Raw genomic sequence first — 16,207 nt, forward strand, 5'->3', positions numbered from 1 at the left:
GTGGCTCAGGCCGTGGCGTCCCGGTAGTCGCCGAGACATCGGAAGGCGCCCCCGGTCGCCCGGAACAGGTACATCGCGTCCGTGTAGCGGTAGGCGGACGAGTCGTAGCGCAGGCGTTTGGTGATCCCCCGGTAGTCGGTCTCGCGCAACCGGCCCACGATCGCGCCCCGCTCCGCGCGCGACGCGCCCAGCGCCGTCATGGCGCGGGCCACGAAGAGCGTCGCGTCGTAGGCCTCGGCGGAGTACCAGGGCGGGGCCGTGCTGAAGCGTGCGCGGTAGGCGGCGACGAACGACTTCGCTGCCGCCACCCGGGTCGGATCGAGGAAGGAGGCGGCGAACACCCATTCCTCGGCGGCGTCGCCCGCCGAGGCGAGGAAGCGGGGGTCGAGGGCGCGCTGGGTGGCCAGCCGCGCACCGGAGTAGCGCGCGGAGCGCAGCGCCCGGGCCAGCCGCGCGGCCCGCGCGTACGCGCCGGCGAACACCACCGCGTCCGCGCCCGCATCCGTCACCGACTTCGCGAGGGCACGGAAGTCGTCGTCCGTGTCGTCCTCGGCGGCGAGGGTGCGCCGGACCGTGGTGCGCTGCGCGGACTGGACGGCCTCGTCGACGCCGGAGCACAGACGCCAGCTGAAGTCGCCCTCGGCGGCATCATCGATCAGCACCGTCTTGCGGGCCCCGGCGATGCGGACGAGGTACGCGAAGACCGGGGCCGCCAGGGTCGCGTCATCGGGGCGGGTGGCGGCGTACACCCGGTACTTGGTGAGGTCCACCTCGTTGAGTCCGACAGACACGGTGACCATCGGGAGCCGTGCCTGCTGGTAGAGGCCGAGGGTGGCCTTCGCACAGGCATCGGTGGTCGGCCCGAGCACCGCGCGGACACGGTCGTCGGCCGCCAGCCGCCGGGCGACCTGCCGCGCCCGGGTCGTGCTGCCTTCGTCGTCGTGCACCTGCAGTGCCAGGTCGAAGCCGCGGCCGGCGCGGGAGTTGAGGTGGTCGACGGCGAGCCGGACGCCGTCCTCCTGGGCGCGGCCCGTCGTACGGCCGCTGCCGCTCAGGTCGGCGTGCACGGCGACCACCAGCCGTGGGAGCCCGGTTCCGCTTCCCTGGGCCGAGGGGCGGCCGGGACTCCGCGCCGTCCACCACGCCGCCGTTCCGCCGGCCGCCAGGACCCCGGCGGCCGAACTCAGAACCAGGAAACGGCGGCGCGTGGCGCCTCCCCCGACGACGGCCGTCTCGTCGCCGGGCGGGGCGTCGGCCACCGTCGCTCCGGACACCTCGGTCGCCTCGACGGCAGGCAGGGCGAGCACGGCGGCCGAACGCCGCGCGATCAGCCGGGTCAGGGACTCCGGCAACCAGCCTCCGCCCTCGCCCACTCCGTCCAGGGTCCGCCGGACCTCGGCCACGGCCGGCCGGGAGCCGGGCTCCTTCGCCAGGCACCCCCGCAGCAGCGGCAGCAACGGCTCCGGTACGCCGTCCAGGTCCGGCTCGTCGTGAACCGTGCGCATCAGCATCTCGGCCGCGGAGCCGTGCCCGAAGGGGCGCCCGCCCGTCACGGCGTACGCGAGCAGACAGCCGAATGAGAAGACGTCACTGGCCGGCCCGATCTCCCGGCCCCTGCCTTGCGCCTGTTCGGGGGAGAGGAACCCGGGGGAGCCGACCACCATCCCGCTGGCGGTGAGCGCGGTGTCCTCCGGCATCCGGGCGATACCGAAGTCGATCATCCTGGGTCCGTCGACCGCGAGCAGCACATTGCCGGGCTTGACGTCCCGGTGCACAAGACCCGCCCCGTGCACCGCGTCCAGCGCCTCGGCCAGCCGCGCCCCCAGGACGCGGACGGTCCCGTACGGCAGCGGGCCGCACTCCTCCACCGCCTCCGCCAGTGAGGGCCCCGGCACGAACGCCGTGGCGAGCCACGGAGACTCCGCGTCCGGGTCCGCGTCGAGCAGCGGCACCACCCAGGGGTTGGCGACCCGGCCCGCCGTCTCCACCTCGCGGCGGAAACGGGCCCGGAATCCCGCGTCGTCCGCGTGCGCCGCGCGGATCACCTTCACCGCGGCGAGCGCGCCTCCGGGCGAGCGGGCCAGGTACACCACACCCATGCCGCCGGCGCCCAGCCGGCGCAGCAACCGGTAGCCCGCGATCCTGGCCGGGTCGGCGCCGCGCAACGGCTCCATCAGCGCCTCACCCGGTGGACACCTGGTACGAAGCGCTCCATCAGGTGGACACCTGGAAGGAAGCCACGCCCTGGTACGCGAACCGGCCGCCGTCGACCTTCCACAGGTAGACCCCGCTGCCGTCGACGACCAGGGCCCCGGTCTTCTGGTTGAAGGCGAAGTTCCTGCTGATCCCCTTGTACGTGGCCGAGCGCAGCGCCGTCGTCAGGTTCTGCCGGGTGCGGCGCCCGGAGGTCAGCGAACGCAGACTCTTCACCGCGAGCTGCGCCACGTCGTACGTCTCGACGGCGTACCGCTCCGGCTCCGCATCGAAACGCTTGCGGTAAGCGGCCCTGAACGTCTTCGCCTCGGGCGCCACGGTGGCGTCCATGACCGGGGCGACGATCGCCCAGCCGTCGGCTGCGTCCCCCGCGGCGGACAGGAACCGGGCGTCCAGCGCTCCCTGGGCGGCGGCCCTGGCCCCGGGGAAGTCACGGCTGCTCAGTTCCCGGGCCAGCAGCGCGGCCCGGTCGTGGTAGCCGGCGAAAACCACGGAGTCCGCGCCCCCGTCGACCAGGGCATCCAGGGTCGGCCCGAAGTCGGTGCGCAGGGCGCTGACCACCTTCGGCACGGCCGGCTGCCGGGCGTCCCGCAGGATCTTGGCGAGGGTGCTGCTGATCTCCCAGGCGTAGGCGTCAGCAGCCCGGTCATCGACGATCCCGACCGTGCGCGACATCGCGGTGCCGCGCAGATACGCGTCGAGGTAGAACGGCAGGACCGTGTCCGTCACCCGGGCGTGCAGGATGGACCGGCTGCCCATCACCCCCAGCACGGTGGCGCCGGGCGACACCGCGATCAGGGGCAGCGAGGCGGCGTCGTACGTCGCGAGAGAGGCCAGGGCGGTGGCGTCCGTGGTGGGACCGATCACTGCCAGCACGGCACGGTCGGCGACGAGCTTCTTGGCCGCGGCGACCGACCGCGCCGGATCGCCGCCGTCGTCCACCGTCTTCACGTCGAGTACGAAGGGGCTGTTCGCACGGGAGTTGAACTCGTCGACCGCCAGCCGCAGCCCCCGCTCCTGAGCCCGGCCGACCGCCTTCTGATCGCCGGTCAGGTCGGCATGCAGACCGAGGGTGTACACGGGACTGGTGGAGTTCGGGGCGGCGTTGTCGTTCTCGCCGTCACGGGCGAGGGCCGCCCACGCGGCCAGTCCGCCACCAGCCGTGACGACCGCCGCGCCTGAGGCCAGGAGGAGGAAACGGCGTCTGCCGACGGCACGGGGCGCAGGCTGCGCGGCCGTGGTGTCCGTCGGAGCGGCGCCGGCGGACGCGGGGTCGACCTCGGTGTCGTCGATGGAGGGCAGCGCGAGCCCGGCGGCCGACCGTTCCGCGATCAGCCGGACCAACGGCTCGGGCAGCCAGGCCTCTTCACCGGGGGCCGGCTCCTCTTCGGCGGGAGTCCTGTCTTCCTCGGGTGCCGGCGGACGTACGACTCTCAGGGCCTCCCGAGGGTCGGGAGGCGAGGTGGGCGACGAGGGCGTGGCGGCCGTGAGGGTCCCGGACAGCGTCTCGGCCGTGGGCCGCAGCTCCGGGTCCTTCTCCAGACAGCTGCTCACGACCTCGGCGAGCTCCGCCGGAACACCCTCCACGTCCGGCGCGTCGTGCACCGTCCGGTACAGCAGTGCGTCAATCGACCCAGTGCCGAAGGGAAGGCGGCCGGTCGCCGCGAAGGCCAGCACACAGCCCAACGAGAAGACGTCTCCGGCCGGTCCCGGATCCCGCCCGCCCCGCGCCTGTTCCGGCGGCAGAAACCCCGGCGTGCCGACCACGACACCCGTCGAGGTGAGCGAGGTGTCGTCGGGATCGCGGGCCACACCGAAGTCGATCAGCCGTGGTCCGTCGAGCGCCAGCAGCACATTGCCGGGCTTGACGTCACGGTGCACGAGACCGGCCGCGTGCAGCTCCCGCAGCGCCTCGGCGAGCCGTGCCCCCAGCACCCGCAGGCTCGGCACCGGCAGCGGCCCGTGCTCGGCAAGGGCCTCGGCGAGCGAGGGACCGGAGACGAACGCGGTCGCGAGCCAGGGCTGCGCCGCCTCAGGGTCCGCGTCCACCAGGGACGCCACCCACGGGCTGGTCATCCGGCGGGCCGTGTCCGCCTCGCGCCTGAACCGCTCCCGGAAATCGGTGTCTTCGGCGTACTCGGCCTGAATCACCTTCAGTGCGACCAGGGTTCCGCCGGCCGAGCGGGCCAGGTACACCACGCCCATGCCGCCGGCGCCGAGCCGTCCGAGCAGCCGGTAGTCCGCCAGCCTGGCGGGGTCGGAGGTACGCAGCGGCTCCATCACTTCCCCTTCAGCCGCTGCTCGATGCGCGTCAGCATCTGAGCCAGGGCCTTGCTGCCCAGTTGTTGGAGTTCCTGCGCGGTGTTCCCTTTCGCGCCCGTCACGGAGACGGCCACGACGACCGTGCCCAGCCGGGCGACCATCCACCGGTACGGCTGTGCGGCACCACCGCTCTCGACGTACGCGCCGGCCTCGAGTATGGAGTCGTCGGCGTACTCCTGCTCGCGGGCGCCGAAGGGGGTGCCGAGCGACATCAGACCCGTGATCCGCTCGGCGGACCGCGGCCGCTGCTCCGGGCAGCGCAGCACCTCTTCGAGGGTGGTGCTCAGCTGTTCGTCGGCGCCCAGGACGGAGGCGTGCACGGTGGCGACGGCCGTCACTTTGACCGCGCCCCTTCCTCCGCCGGCAGGCAGCCGGCTGTAGCGGGACGCGCTCGCCAGCACCCCGCGCGGGAGCTTCTCACGCTGCCAGCGGCAGCTCTCGCTCAGCACGGCCCAGGTGCCCGGGGTGCTCTCGGCCGGTTCCTGGGCGACGTAACCTCGGCCCCAGTCGCGCGGGGCGAGGACGACGGACTCGGCCAGGCGGCGCCCGTCCTTCGAGGTCCCAGGGACGAGGGAGGCATCGGGCGTGAAGACGGAAGTGGCGGCGGACGAGCCGCCCGACGGGGTCGCCCCGGCGCCCGGCGAGGCACTGGCCGATGTGCTCGGCGACGTCCTGGCCGAGGGCGAGCTGCTCTGCCGGGAAGCCCCGTCCTCCGTCCGGGCCGAACACCCGGCCAGCAGACTCCCCGCCACCAGCAAGGTCACCCAACTGCCCCGCACTCCATGGGTGTTGTCCGTCACTCAGTCCCCTCAACACCGTTCGCTCCGTCCGACTCCTCGAACGTAGACGGCTGGGAGGGAAGGGACCTCAGTAGAACCACGTATCCGGCTACGTATTCCGCAGGTGTGCCGCCCGGGGCACACTCGGCCGACGCCGAGCCCAACGCGGGTCACCAGGCCGGGGGGAGGTGGTCGGGGGTTTGGTGTCCGGTGTATTTGGCCAGCCGCTGGCCTTCTTACGGCCGACCGGGCAGAGCAGCCCGCGGACGTAGTCACGCATCTAGGTCTTCAAGCTGAACGACGTCATATGTCCCTGACCGAACGCGGGCTGCGTCGCCCCGGTCATTGCTCGGCATCCCGGCGGTGCCCAGATGTCATGTGAGGCATGGAAGCGGCTCCCGTCTCCTGTGGTGGCGACACCGTGTGGGAGGGCGTGACAGCGCCGCCATGCCTCTTCCGTCTCGCGGAAGGGCTTCGGCAAATGCCCTGTCCAGAGCCGCAGTTCGGGCCCAAGATCGGTGCGGGGAGCCGAGTGGCACACCCCGTACGGCGTGTGCTCCTCCAGCGTGTGCCACTGCCTCTGCCCGAGGCGGGTGCAGCCGGATCACTTCGAGGGCGTGGACGAGGAGGTCTCGGGCGTACGGGGCCGCGGACGGCTTCCCGCCAGCAGGATGCCGCCGGCGGCCGTGAGCGCGCATCCCGCCGCACCCGCGCCGATCGGCAGCGTTCGCCCCACCATCCGCAGTTGCCCGCTCTCCTTCTTCGCATGGCTGACCTGGAACTTCTGGGTGGCCGGCGTGAAGGCCAGCTTCCGGCTGTCCAGGAGTACGACGGCGTCCTGCGTACCGCCGGGTGCGCGGAGCGTCCGGCGGGGGCCGACCTGTGCGTAGAGCGAGCGACCGGTGCTCGGGTCGACGACCAGCCGGATGCCGTGGTTGGCGTACCACTCCTCGGCGACCACCCGGTCGGCCTCCGGTTTCCCGACGAGGGCCCCCGGCACCAGACGGGTTCCGATCTTCGTCGGAGGGACGGTGCCCGTGAAGACGTACCCCGGGTATCCGCGAATCCTCTCGGTGCCCCGGTAGGAGAGGACGACGGTGGCGCCGAGGGTGTTGTCCCACCAGCGGTAAGGGCGCTTCTGCACGTCGAAGGGGAATTTCAGGTAGGCCTCGCCCTCGTGGTATGGCTCCTCCTCGCAGCAGTGCACGGGCTTGTTGGTCCTGCGGTCGGTGACCCACCGGCCGGTGACGAACTCCAGGGCGTCGCGCGGGTCGTCGGCGGGAAGCGACTCGTCCGTGTCGACCGTGGTGACCACGTCCCAGACCGCCGCCCCGCTCCGTTCGCTGTCGACCACGTCGCCGCGCACGCGCTGCGTCACGGTGATCCGCCGGTTGTGCAGCGTCCTGGCCTCGTCGACGTCGAAAACGCTGCCCGTGCCCGTGTAGATGGCGGTCACGTCGATGTCGATGGGATTCACGGCGGCATGCGGCCTGACGTACCACACGAGCATCATCGCCAGGACGAGCAGGAAGGTCCCGAGACCGAGCAGGAACAGCGAGAGGTGCGAGGCGGTACGGCGCATCCGACACTCCAGGGCTTGGCCGCCCGGCGCGCGGGCAGCCGGACGACGTGAGGACAGCGCGCACAGGTATGGGCGAGGGACCGTAGGCGCGTCCTCGGGAGGGCGTCAACGCACTCGAGTGACAACGCGGAGCCGGAACTCGCTCATGATCGGACGGAGTCGGTGCCCGGCTGTGGTCCCCTGTGCCCGTCCGCACCCCCGTGGCGGACGGGCCGAATGGGGCGGTCCGGTCAGTACTTGTACGTGCGCAGCGTCTTCCAGGTCTGCTTGCCGACCTTGCCGTCCACGAGGATGTGGGCCTTGCCCTGGTGGTACTTGACGGCCCGCTCGGTGTCGGGTCCGAAGATGCCGTCGACCTTGTAGCCGTGGTTCTTCCAGAACTTGCCGGTCTGCTTCGACAGCTTCAGCAGACACTGTGTCTCGATCACCCGCTTGCCGGTGTGGCCGCGCACGGTCAGTGCCGTGCCGGAGTACCAGATCTTCGAGCAGCTGTACTCCTTCGCCGGCGCGTCGGCGGCCTGGTCGGTGACTGCTCCGGCCGAGGCGGCGGGGGCGATCGCGAGCCCGCTGCCCAGAACCGCCGTGGCGGACGCCAGCGCGAGATGCCTGCGCATGTTCATGGTTCAGCTCCCTTTGGTGAACGGTGAACGGGCGGCATCAATCCGGCTGTGCCGCCCGGGTGCCGTCGAGCTTTGCGGCCGATTCGGCCAACGGCGAGAGCGGCCGGGACTTTTGGGCAATCACGGAACGCCCTCCCTCTGACCTGGGCGAGAGCCGCGCCCGAAGGCGCACCGCTGGAACACCCGGACCGCTTCCAGGGGGTCGGTAAGACGCCAATCGGGGCCGGAACCGCCGGAGGGCCGAGGCACGCGCGCCATGATGAGCTCCGCCGGGATGTGTACTCCCCGGTAGAGAATCAGGCGCGAACGAGGTGGATCATGTCGCGCTGGAAGAAGCTGCCCGGATCACTCGACGGTCGCGCTCGGCAACTCGTGGTACAGATGCGGCTCCTGAAGGACCGGAGCGGGCTGAGCACGACCGCGTTGGCGGCCAGGACGGCGTACAGCCGCTCCTCCTGGGCGCGTTACCTGAACGGCAGGGCACTGCCACCCCGCCGCGCGGTCGCGGAACTCGCCCGCCTGAGCGGGGGCGATGCCACACGTCTGCTGGTCCTCCACGAGCTCGCGGAGGCCACATGGGGGCAGACGGACCAGGATCGGGCGGCGACAGAGCACGTGACCTCCGCCGACACGGACGACGGCGACGGCGATGACGACGGTGGCGGTGACAGCGACGACGGCGCACACGCCGATCGCGACGACTCCGCACCCGGTTCGCCCACGGGACCGAGGCGGAACTCCCGGCGCATCCAGTGGGCCGCTGCCGTCGGCGCGGCGGCACTCACGGCGCTGGTCGTCGGCCTGGTGGTCGCCGCGCCCGGCGGGGACGGGCCCGGCGGTGCGCCGCCCACCGGGCAGTCCGCCGTGCGGGCGGACACCAGCGCCTACACGTACCAGCCCGGACGGACGTACGGCTGCGAGGTGCGGCGCGAGCACGGGCTGATGCGCGCCGGACACAGCGACACCCGCGTCGCCGTACTCCAGAACGGGTCGACGAGCTGGGACGTGGTCGAGGCCCAGTGCCTGCTGCGCCACCACGGGTTCTCGCCGGGCCCCGTCGACGGGATCTTCGGCGAGCGCACCGAACGGGCCGTGCAGCGGTTCCAGGAGAAGCACGACCTGGTCGTCGACGGCAAGGTCGGTCCGCACACCTGGCGGGCGCTGCGCCGATGACGGCGCGAGCTCGGCTGGCGGCCGAACTGCGGGCGCTGCGGCAGCGCACCGGCCTCAGCCTGGCCGGACTTGCCCACCGCACGCCGTACAGCAAGTCCTCCTGGTGGCGGTACCTGAACGGCAGCGCCCCGGTGCCCCGGCAGGCGGTCGAGGCGCTGTGCCGGCTCGCGGGCGAGACCTCGCAGCGGCCGGTCGCCCTGTGGGAACTGGCCGACGCGGAGTGGAGCGGACGTACGGGGGAGGGGAGTTCCGCTGACGCGTCGGCGACCGACGCGGACCGGGAGCGGACCGAACCGGCGGATGCCGGGCAGCGGGAGGAGGCGCCGGCGGAATCCCCGGAATCCCCGGAATCCCCCAAGGCCGGCCGGTCGGCGCGGCGTGTGACGGCCCTCGTGGTCGGGATTGCCGTCGCCCTCGCGGTGGGGGTGGCGGTGGGTACGGTCCGGCCGCAGGGCGGGGAGGTGTCACCCGGTGAGGCCACGACGGTGTCGGTTCCGTCCCCGGGCTGTCGTGGACAGGCCTGTGGGGGCGGGGATCCGCAGAGCATGGCCTGCGGGCGGGACGCGCGCACGCTGGCCGGCCGGCGCACCCGCACGGGAGCCGGGCTCGAGATCAGGTTCAGCGCGCGATGCGATGCGGCCTGGGCGCGGATCTGGCAGACCCGGGTCGGCGACCGCGTCGAGATCACCGCACCCGGAAGCCCGCCCCAACAGGCCGCCGTCGCCGACAAGTTCGACGCCGAGGGCTACCTCTTCACGCAGATGGTCCCGGCGCGGCAGCCCTCGGCGCTGCGCGCCTGCCTCATGCCCGCGTCCGGCGACGCGCGCGAGTGCGTCGCGCCGTAGGTCTTGTCGTGAAGTCTTCGCCTGCATAGCGGGTTGGACGACGGGAGTCTGACGACAGGGCCTGGCTGGGGCCGTCGCTCAGCGGCTGGCGGCGAGTGCCGCGAGGACGGCGCGGGTGAGGCGGGCGACGTAGGTGTCGTCGGTGGGCCCGCCGACCGCGAGCATCCTGAAGTACAGCGGGGCGCCGAACAGGTCGACGGCCAGGCCCATGTCGATGTCGGCCGGCAGCTCGCCGCGGTCGATCGCCTGGTGCAGCAGCGTCGCCACCGCGGCGCGCCGGGGGGCGAGGACCGCCTCGTGGAGCGCCGCGCTCAGCGAGGGGTTGCGGGCCGACTCGGCCACCAGGTCGGGGATGATCCGGCCGACGAGCGGATGGCGGAGGTCGGCCATGGTGTCCCGGACGAACCGTTCGACGTCGTCGTGCAGTGACCCGGAGTCGGCCGTCGCGGGGAGGTGTTCGGCGGCGGCCTCGGAGACCAGCTCCACGACCATCGCCTCCTTGGAGGGCCAGCGGCGGTAGAGGGCCGCCTTGCCGACGCGGGCCCGGCGTGTCACGGCCTCCATCGACATCCGGGCGAACCCGGTCTCGGCCAGCTCCTCGAACATCGCCCGCCTGATCGTCTCGGTCACGGACTCCCGCAGGACCGCGGAGCCCGTGGGCCTGCGGTCGACGTCGTTACGGCTGGTCGATTCCACTGCGGGAGATTAACACCGAACGGAACGGTTGCGTTCCGTTTGGGCCGGGTGTACGTTCCGGCGAGACGGAACGGCCCTGTTCCGTTCTGTCTCGGGAAAGGGGGTCCCGATGAAATTCCTCTTCGACGACGCGGCGTTCTCCTTCCAGGCGCTGCGCACGGCCGGGCACGCCGCCTACGCGGGCGCCGATCTCGGCGAGGTCCTGGCCGTCTGCCGCAACATCCCCGACGGCGACGAGGAGGCCTGGTGCCGGGAGTGGACCGCCGTCGGCGAACGCCTCCACCACGTCGGTGCCGAGGCACTCGCCGCCGGCCACCGGGTCAGCGCCCGCGAGTCCCTCCTCCGGGCCTCGAACTACTACCGCACCGCCGACTTCTTCCGCGTCGAGGACCGGGACTGCGACCCCGAGTCGGCCTGCCTCGCCCGGTGCTCGCGGCAGACCTTCGCGCAGGCGGCGGAGCTGTTAGAGGCACCGGTCGTGCCCCTGCGGATCCCCTACGAGGACACCACCCTCCCGGGATACCTGTTCCTCGCGGACGACACGGGCCGCCGCCGGCCCACCGTGATCCACCACGGCGGCTACGACTCCACCCTGGAGGAGCTGTACTTCATGGTGGCCGGCGGGGCGCTGCGCCGCGGCTACCACGTCCTTGCCTTCGAAGGACCCGGCCAGCAGTCCGTCCGGCGGGAGCAGGGACTGGTCTTCCGGCCGGACTGGGAGCACGTGGTCACGCCCGTGGTGGACCACGCCCTGACCCGCCCGGAGGTGGACCCTGAGAGGCTCGTGCTGTTCGGCACCAGCTTCGGCGGACTGCTGGCCGCCCGCGCCGTGGCCTTCGAGGACCGCTTCGCCGCGTGCGTCCTGCACAACGGGATCTACGACTTCTACGAGGTCCCCCTCCGCGGCATTCCGCCCTACCTGGGCGAGTGGGTGACGGACGGTCGGGACGACGTGGCCGGGCCCGCCCTGGCCGTCAGCATGGCCCAGAGCACCCAGGTGCGCTGGTTCCTGCGGCACGGCATGTGGGTCTTCGGGGCCAAGACGCCCCCCGAGGCGCTGCGCGCCTGTGCGCCGTACAACCTCGACACCGCGGCCGTTCACATCACCTGTCCCACGCTCGTCCTCGACGCGGAGAACGACCTGGTCTTCCACGGCGAGGCCCAGCGAGTGCACCAGGCGCTGCGCTGTGCGAAGGAGCTGATGGTGTTCACCGCCGCCGAAGGGGCCGGCGAACACTGCCAGGAGGGCGCGGCACTCCGCTTCCACCAGCGGGTCTTCGACTGGCTCGACGAACGTCTGGTCCGCGCATGACGGTCGGGGCGGACACCCGGCCGGCCACGGCGGACGGCACCCGCCGCCGGGCCCGCACCGTCCTGGCCGTGCTGGCACTCTTCATCGTCGTCAACGCCGCCGACAAGGCCGTACTCGGCCTGACCGCGGGCCCCATCAAGGACGACCTCGGGCTCTCCGCCACCGAGTTCGGCACCATCGCCAGCAGCTTCTACCTCCTGTTCAGCCTCTCGGCGGTCTCGGTCGGCTTCCTGGGCGACCGCATCCGCCCCCGGCCCCTGCTCGCCGTGCTCGCCCTGGTCTGGGCGGCGGCGCAACTGCCGATCCTCCTGCCCGCCACAGGATTCGGAGCGCTCGTCGCCACCCGGGTCGTGCTCGGTGCGGGTGAGGGGCCGGGCTTCCCGCTGGCCAACTACACGGCGTTCACCTGGTTTCCGGAGAAGCGGCGCGCTCTGCCCTCGGCCGTCGTGGTCGCGGGCGGCGCGGGCGGCACCGTCCTGGCCGCCCCGCTGGTCGTCCTGGTCAGCAACACCCTCGGCTGGCGGGCCGCGTTCGGCCTGCTCGGGGCCCTCGGGGTGGTGTGGACCCTGGTCTGGCTGCGGATCGGCGGCGGCGGGCCGTACGCCGCACACCTGGGCCCCGGAGCGGCAGACGACGAAGTGTCGGCGGAGGACGTCCCGACGGTCTCTGCCGACCGGGAGCGCCCCGCGGTCCCCTTCCGGCGCGTCGTCACGACGGGCACCTGGCTCGGGGCCACCTTCTCCACCTTCGCGGTCATGTGGACGCTCGCCCTGGGGTTCGCCTGGCTGCCGCTCTTCCTGGAGGAGCAGGCGGGCTTCAGCGACGCGGAGATCAGCGGGATCGTCGGGCTGCCCGCCCTGTCCATGGCCGTCCTGGTCCTCACCGCCGGAGCCGTCGCGCACCGGCTGCTGCGGAGAGGGGTGACTGCCCGGGTCGCGCAGGGACTGGTCGGCGCGCTGCTGCCGCTTCTCGCCGGCGTGTGTCTGTTGCTCGCGACCCGGGCCGGTCCCGCCCCCCTCCTGCTGCCGCTGCTGGTCCTGGCGTTCTCCGCGGGCAACGGACAGACCCCGCTGACCAACGCGGCGATCGCGGACATCTGCCCGGCCGGCCGGCGCAGCGCCGCCCTGGGCCTTTCGTACGCCCTCGCCGCCCTCTCCAGCCTGCTCGCCCCCTATGTCACCGGGCGCATCATCGACGCGGCGCCCACCGAAGCCGCCGGCTACGGCCGGGCCTTCGACCTGGCCGCCTGCCTGCTGATCGCCGGTGCCGTGGTCTCGGCGCTCCTGATCCGACCCGACCGGGACGCCCTCACCCTGCCCGTCGCACAGCCGGCGACGTCCAGTGCGTCCAGCGCGTCCAGTGCGTCCAGTGCGTCCAGCGCGGACGCGGAGCCCTCAGCGAAGGAGTGACCCCCGATGCCCGTAGACATCGCCGTCGTCCACGGGGCGCGTACCCCGATCGGCCGGTACAAGGGGGCACTGAGCTCGGCTCCCGCGCACCGGCTGGGCGCCCTCGTGATCCGCGAAGCGGTCGTCCGCGGCGGGCTGGACCTCGGCGCCGTGAGCGAGGTCGTCCTGGGCTGCGTGGGCCAGGTGGGCCCCGACGCGTTCAACGCCCGGCGTGCGTCCCTGGCCGCCGGGCTGCCCGTGACGACCCCCGCGTACAACGTCAACAGGCTGTGCGGGTCCGGCCTGCAGGCCGTCTGGTCGGCAGCGCAGAGCCTCACCCTCGGCGAGGTCGACGTCGTCGTGGCGGGCGGCAACGAGTCGATGACCCGTCAGCCACTGCTCGACTACAGCGAACGGGCCCCCGACGAGGTACCGGGAGAGCCGACCCTCGACGGCACCGTCTCCCTGGTCACCGACCCCTTCGGACGCTACCCGATGGGCATGACCGGCGAGGTGGTGGCGGACCGGTACCGCGTCTCTCGGCAGCGGCAGGACCGGTGGGCCGCCGAGAGCCAGCGCCGGGCCGCCGTCGCCGTCGCCGAGGGACGTTTCGACGCGCAGATCGTGGCTGTGGCCACCCCGGGCGGCGTCGTCGAGGCGGACGAACATCCCCGGCCCGGCACGACGGTGGACAAGCTCGCCGGCCTGGCTCCCGTGTTCTCGCAGAACGGCACGATCACCGCCGGGAACTCCGCCGGCATCAACGACGGCGCCGCCGCCGTGCTGCTGATGCGCTCGGCCGATCTCACCCCCGACGCCGCACCGCTGTGCCGGCTGCGCGACGCGGTCGTCACCGCGCTGGAGCCGGAGATCATGGGCGTCGCCCCGGCCGAGGCGATCCGCAGCCTGCTGCGTCGCAACGGCCTCACCCTGGACGCGATCGACGTGATCGAACTCAACGAGGCGTTCGCGGCCCAGGTCCTGGCCGTCATGGACGGACTCAAACTCGATCCGGACCGCGTCAACCCGAACGGCGGGGCGATCGCCCTTGGCCATCCCATCGGCGCCACGGGAACCGTCCTGTTGCTCAAGGCGGCTCACGAACTACGCCGAACCGGCGGCCGGTTGGCCGTGATCGCCCTGTGCATCGGCGGCGGCCAGGGCATCGCCGCACTGATCGAGAACCCGGACGGGACCCGATGAGCGCGTACGTCTGGCACCCCACGCCGGAGTTCACCGAACACGGCAACATCGCGGCCTTCTGCCGCAGGTACGGCATCGACGGCGGCTACCGCGAACTGCAGGCCAGGTCCGCCACCGACCCCCAGTGGTTCTGGGAGCGGGCCGCGGCGGACATCGGCATCGTCTGGCACACGCCGCCGACGCGCGTGTGCGACGACACCGGAGGCATCGCCTTCACCCGCTGGTTCCCGGGCGGACGCACCAACCTCGTGGACTCCTGTCTCCACCGCCATCTACGGCAGGGCCGCGGGCAGGCTCCCGCACTGCGCTGGGAGCGGGAGGACGGCACGAAGGGGATCCTCACGTACGACGAGGTCGCCGCCCGCAGCGCCCGGGTGGCGGGCGGACTGCGCGCCCTCGGGGTTGTGGAGGGCGACCGGGTGGCCGGGTATCTGCCGTCCGGTCCCGAAGGCTTCGTCCTGCTCTTCGCCTGCGCGCGCATCGGCGCCGTCCTGGTGCCGCTGTTCTCCGGCTTCGGCGCCGAGGCGATCGCGGTACGGCTCGTCGACGCCGGGGCGAGGGTCCTGGTCACCGCGGCGGCCACCACCCGGCACGGCCGCCGGCACGACATGGAGACGGTGGCCCGTACGGCACTGGAGAAGGCCACCTGCGTAGGTCATCTCGTCGTCGTTCTCGAGGAGTCGGCAGCGTCGCGGGACTCCTCCGGGCCGAGCGTCCGGGACTCCGGGCCGAGCGGCCGGGACGTGCCGTCCGCACCCGTAGGGGCGGGCGCAACGCCCCGCGCGTCAAGGCCCTCCTGGGCAGGCGACGTGTCGCAGGACGAGCCGACCGCCTCGCCGGGGCCGGCGACGACGACCTGGCACCGGCTCGCCGGCGCCGAGCCCGCCGCGACCGTCTCGCTCCCCGCCGGCGCCCCCTTCCTCCTGCTGCACACCTCGGGCACCACCGGGCGCCCCAAGGGCGCGATCCACACCCACGGCGGCTTTCCGGTCCAGGTCGGCAGCGAGACCCGGTACAACCTCGACCTGCGGCCGGACGACGTGGCTTTCTGGGTCACCGACCCCGGCTGGATCATGTTCCCGCTCGTCGCCCTGGGCGCCACCCTCGCAGGCGCCTGCGTCCTGGCGTACGAGGGCGCGATCGACCACCCGGACGTCACCCGCCTGTGGCGGCTGCTCGACGACCACGGGGTCACCGTCTTCGGCAGCTCGCCCAGCCTGTCCCGCATGCTGATGGGCCGCGACCCGAAGCACCCGACCGCGCCGTCCCGGTTGCGAGTCCTCGGCTCCACCGGCGAGCCGTGGACCGAGGAGGCGTGGCGCTGGTACTTCGCCGACTTCGGCGGCAAACGCTGCCCGGTGATCAACATCTGCGGCGGCACCGAGGTCGGCGGATCCCTGCTCGCCTCCGCGCCCACCCTGCCCCAGTCGCCGTGCAGTTTCGCGGCACCCTGCCTGGGCATCGACGCGGCGATCGAGGACGACCAGGGCACCGAGACGCCCGAAGGACACGTCGGCGAACTCGTCGTACGGCACTCCTGGCCCGGCATGACCCGGGGACTGTGGCGGGCGCGGGAACGCTTCGCCCACACCTACTTCGGCCGCAGGCCCGGCCGCTGGTCCCACGGCGACCTCGTCTCCCGGACCGGCGACGAGTGGTTCGTCCACGGCCGCCTCGACGACATCATCAAGCTGGCTGGCAAACGCCTCGGGCCCGCCGAGGTCGAGGACGCCGTCGTCGGCGACCCGGCCGTCGCCGAGGCGGCCGCGGTCGGGATACCGCACCCCGTCAAGGGCGAGGCCCTGTGGTGCTTCGCGGTCCCGGCGGCCGGGTGGCCCCTCGGCGCACCGGAGGCCGAGCGGATCCGCGGGCGGGTGGCCGACGCGCTCGGCCCCGCGTTCAGGCCCAGCCGGGTGGTCGCCGTACCGGAGCTGCCCAGGACCCGCAACGGCAAGGTGATGCGGCGGCTCATCCGCAGCCTCGTCACCGGCGAGGCGCCCGGCGACCTGTCCACACTCGTCAACCCGTCCGGCCTCGACGCGATCCGTACCGCCCTGCAGGACCAGTGAAAGC

At 72.8% G+C, this 16,207-nt stretch carries 12 protein-coding genes; 6 read left to right on the forward strand and 6 right to left on the reverse strand.

The window, feature by feature from the left end:
- Window positions 1–5 precede the first annotated feature (5 nt).
- From ACFY0T_RS18470 to ACFY0T_RS18490, 5 genes are all read right to left on the reverse strand, one after another.
- On the reverse strand, window positions 6–2,174 hold the full coding sequence (locus tag ACFY0T_RS18470) for a bifunctional serine/threonine-protein kinase/ABC transporter substrate-binding protein (RefSeq protein ID WP_388871094.1): 2,169 nt from the start codon (window positions 2,172–2,174) through the stop codon (window positions 6–8).
- A gap of 40 nt (window positions 2,175–2,214) precedes the next feature.
- Window positions 2,215–4,494, reverse strand: a complete 2,280-nt coding sequence (locus tag ACFY0T_RS18475) for a bifunctional serine/threonine-protein kinase/ABC transporter substrate-binding protein (RefSeq protein WP_388871097.1) — start codon at window positions 4,492–4,494, stop codon at window positions 2,215–2,217.
- Window positions 4,494–5,336, reverse strand: a complete 843-nt coding sequence (locus ACFY0T_RS18480) for a hypothetical protein (RefSeq protein WP_388871100.1) — start codon at window positions 5,334–5,336, stop codon at window positions 4,494–4,496. The genes ACFY0T_RS18475 and ACFY0T_RS18480 overlap by 1 nt, the downstream gene beginning before the upstream one ends.
- A gap of 583 nt (window positions 5,337–5,919) precedes the next feature.
- Window positions 5,920–6,897, reverse strand: coding sequence for a DUF3068 domain-containing protein (locus ACFY0T_RS18485; protein WP_388871103.1), 978 nt, complete (start codon window positions 6,895–6,897; stop codon window positions 5,920–5,922).
- A gap of 230 nt (window positions 6,898–7,127) precedes the next feature.
- A complete protein-coding gene (locus ACFY0T_RS18490) occupies window positions 7,128–7,517 on the reverse strand; it encodes a peptidoglycan-binding protein (RefSeq protein ID WP_388871105.1) in 390 nt (129 codons plus the stop codon).
- Between the two features lie 318 nt (window positions 7,518–7,835).
- On the opposite strand from ACFY0T_RS18490, the gene ACFY0T_RS18495 reads away from it, so the two are divergent.
- Window positions 7,836–8,690 (forward strand): peptidoglycan-binding protein, encoded by an 855-nt coding sequence (locus ACFY0T_RS18495; RefSeq protein ID WP_388871108.1) that lies wholly within the window; start codon window positions 7,836–7,838, stop codon window positions 8,688–8,690.
- Window positions 8,687–9,535 (forward strand): DUF2690 domain-containing protein, encoded by an 849-nt coding sequence (locus tag ACFY0T_RS18500; protein WP_388871111.1) that lies wholly within the window; start codon window positions 8,687–8,689, stop codon window positions 9,533–9,535. The genes ACFY0T_RS18495 and ACFY0T_RS18500 overlap by 4 nt, the downstream gene beginning before the upstream one ends.
- A 78-nt stretch (window positions 9,536–9,613) precedes the next feature.
- Here ACFY0T_RS18500 and ACFY0T_RS18505 read toward each other — a convergent pair whose 3' ends face one another.
- Window positions 9,614–10,231 (reverse strand): TetR/AcrR family transcriptional regulator, encoded by a 618-nt coding sequence (locus tag ACFY0T_RS18505; RefSeq protein WP_388871114.1) that lies wholly within the window; start codon window positions 10,229–10,231, stop codon window positions 9,614–9,616.
- Between the two features lie 109 nt (window positions 10,232–10,340).
- Here ACFY0T_RS18505 and ACFY0T_RS18510 point away from each other — a divergent pair, with 109 nt between their 5' ends.
- From ACFY0T_RS18510 to ACFY0T_RS18525, 4 genes are read left to right on the forward strand one after another with little or no spacing between them, the layout of a single operon-like run.
- Window positions 10,341–11,543: an alpha/beta fold hydrolase gene (locus ACFY0T_RS18510; protein WP_388871116.1), complete on the forward strand. Its 1,203-nt coding sequence runs from the start codon at window positions 10,341–10,343 to the stop codon at window positions 11,541–11,543.
- Entirely contained in the window at window positions 11,540–12,952 is a 1,413-nt protein-coding gene (locus ACFY0T_RS18515; RefSeq protein WP_388871118.1) for an MFS transporter, read from the forward strand. The genes ACFY0T_RS18510 and ACFY0T_RS18515 overlap by 4 nt, the downstream gene beginning before the upstream one ends.
- 6 nt (window positions 12,953–12,958) lie before the next feature.
- Complete coding sequence (locus ACFY0T_RS18520; protein ID WP_388871121.1) at window positions 12,959–14,134, forward strand: thiolase family protein; 1,176 nt, start codon at window positions 12,959–12,961, stop codon at window positions 14,132–14,134.
- Window positions 14,131–16,203 (forward strand): AMP-binding protein, encoded by a 2,073-nt coding sequence (locus tag ACFY0T_RS18525; protein ID WP_388871123.1) that lies wholly within the window; start codon window positions 14,131–14,133, stop codon window positions 16,201–16,203. Before ACFY0T_RS18520 ends, ACFY0T_RS18525 begins: the two co-directional genes overlap by 4 nt.
- Window positions 16,204–16,207 lie beyond the last annotated feature (4 nt).

The sequence above is a fragment of the Streptomyces sp. NPDC001530 genome (assembly GCF_042894545.1).
Lineage (GTDB): Bacteria > Actinomycetota > Actinomycetes > Streptomycetales > Streptomycetaceae > Streptomyces.

Coding starts and splice junctions, on each gene's coding strand:
- ACFY0T_RS18470 (WP_388871094.1), bottom strand. CDS start 2,174: ATGGAGCCGTTGCGCGGCGCCGACCCGGCCAGGATCGCGGGCTACCGG.
- ACFY0T_RS18475 (WP_388871097.1), bottom strand. CDS start 4,494: ATGGAGCCGCTGCGTACCTCCGACCCCGCCAGGCTGGCGGACTACCGG.
- ACFY0T_RS18485 (WP_388871103.1), bottom strand. CDS start 6,897: ATGCGCCGTACCGCCTCGCACCTCTCGCTGTTCCTGCTCGGTCTCGGG.
- ACFY0T_RS18490 (WP_388871105.1), bottom strand. CDS start 7,517: ATGAACATGCGCAGGCATCTCGCGCTGGCGTCCGCCACGGCGGTTCTG.
- ACFY0T_RS18495 (WP_388871108.1), top strand. CDS start 7,836: ATGTCGCGCTGGAAGAAGCTGCCCGGATCACTCGACGGTCGCGCTCGG.
- ACFY0T_RS18500 (WP_388871111.1), top strand. CDS start 8,687: ATGACGGCGCGAGCTCGGCTGGCGGCCGAACTGCGGGCGCTGCGGCAG.
- ACFY0T_RS18510 (WP_388871116.1), top strand. CDS start 10,341: ATGAAATTCCTCTTCGACGACGCGGCGTTCTCCTTCCAGGCGCTGCGC.
- ACFY0T_RS18515 (WP_388871118.1), top strand. CDS start 11,540: ATGACGGTCGGGGCGGACACCCGGCCGGCCACGGCGGACGGCACCCGC.
- ACFY0T_RS18520 (WP_388871121.1), top strand. CDS start 12,959: ATGCCCGTAGACATCGCCGTCGTCCACGGGGCGCGTACCCCGATCGGC.
- ACFY0T_RS18525 (WP_388871123.1), top strand. CDS start 14,131: ATGAGCGCGTACGTCTGGCACCCCACGCCGGAGTTCACCGAACACGGC.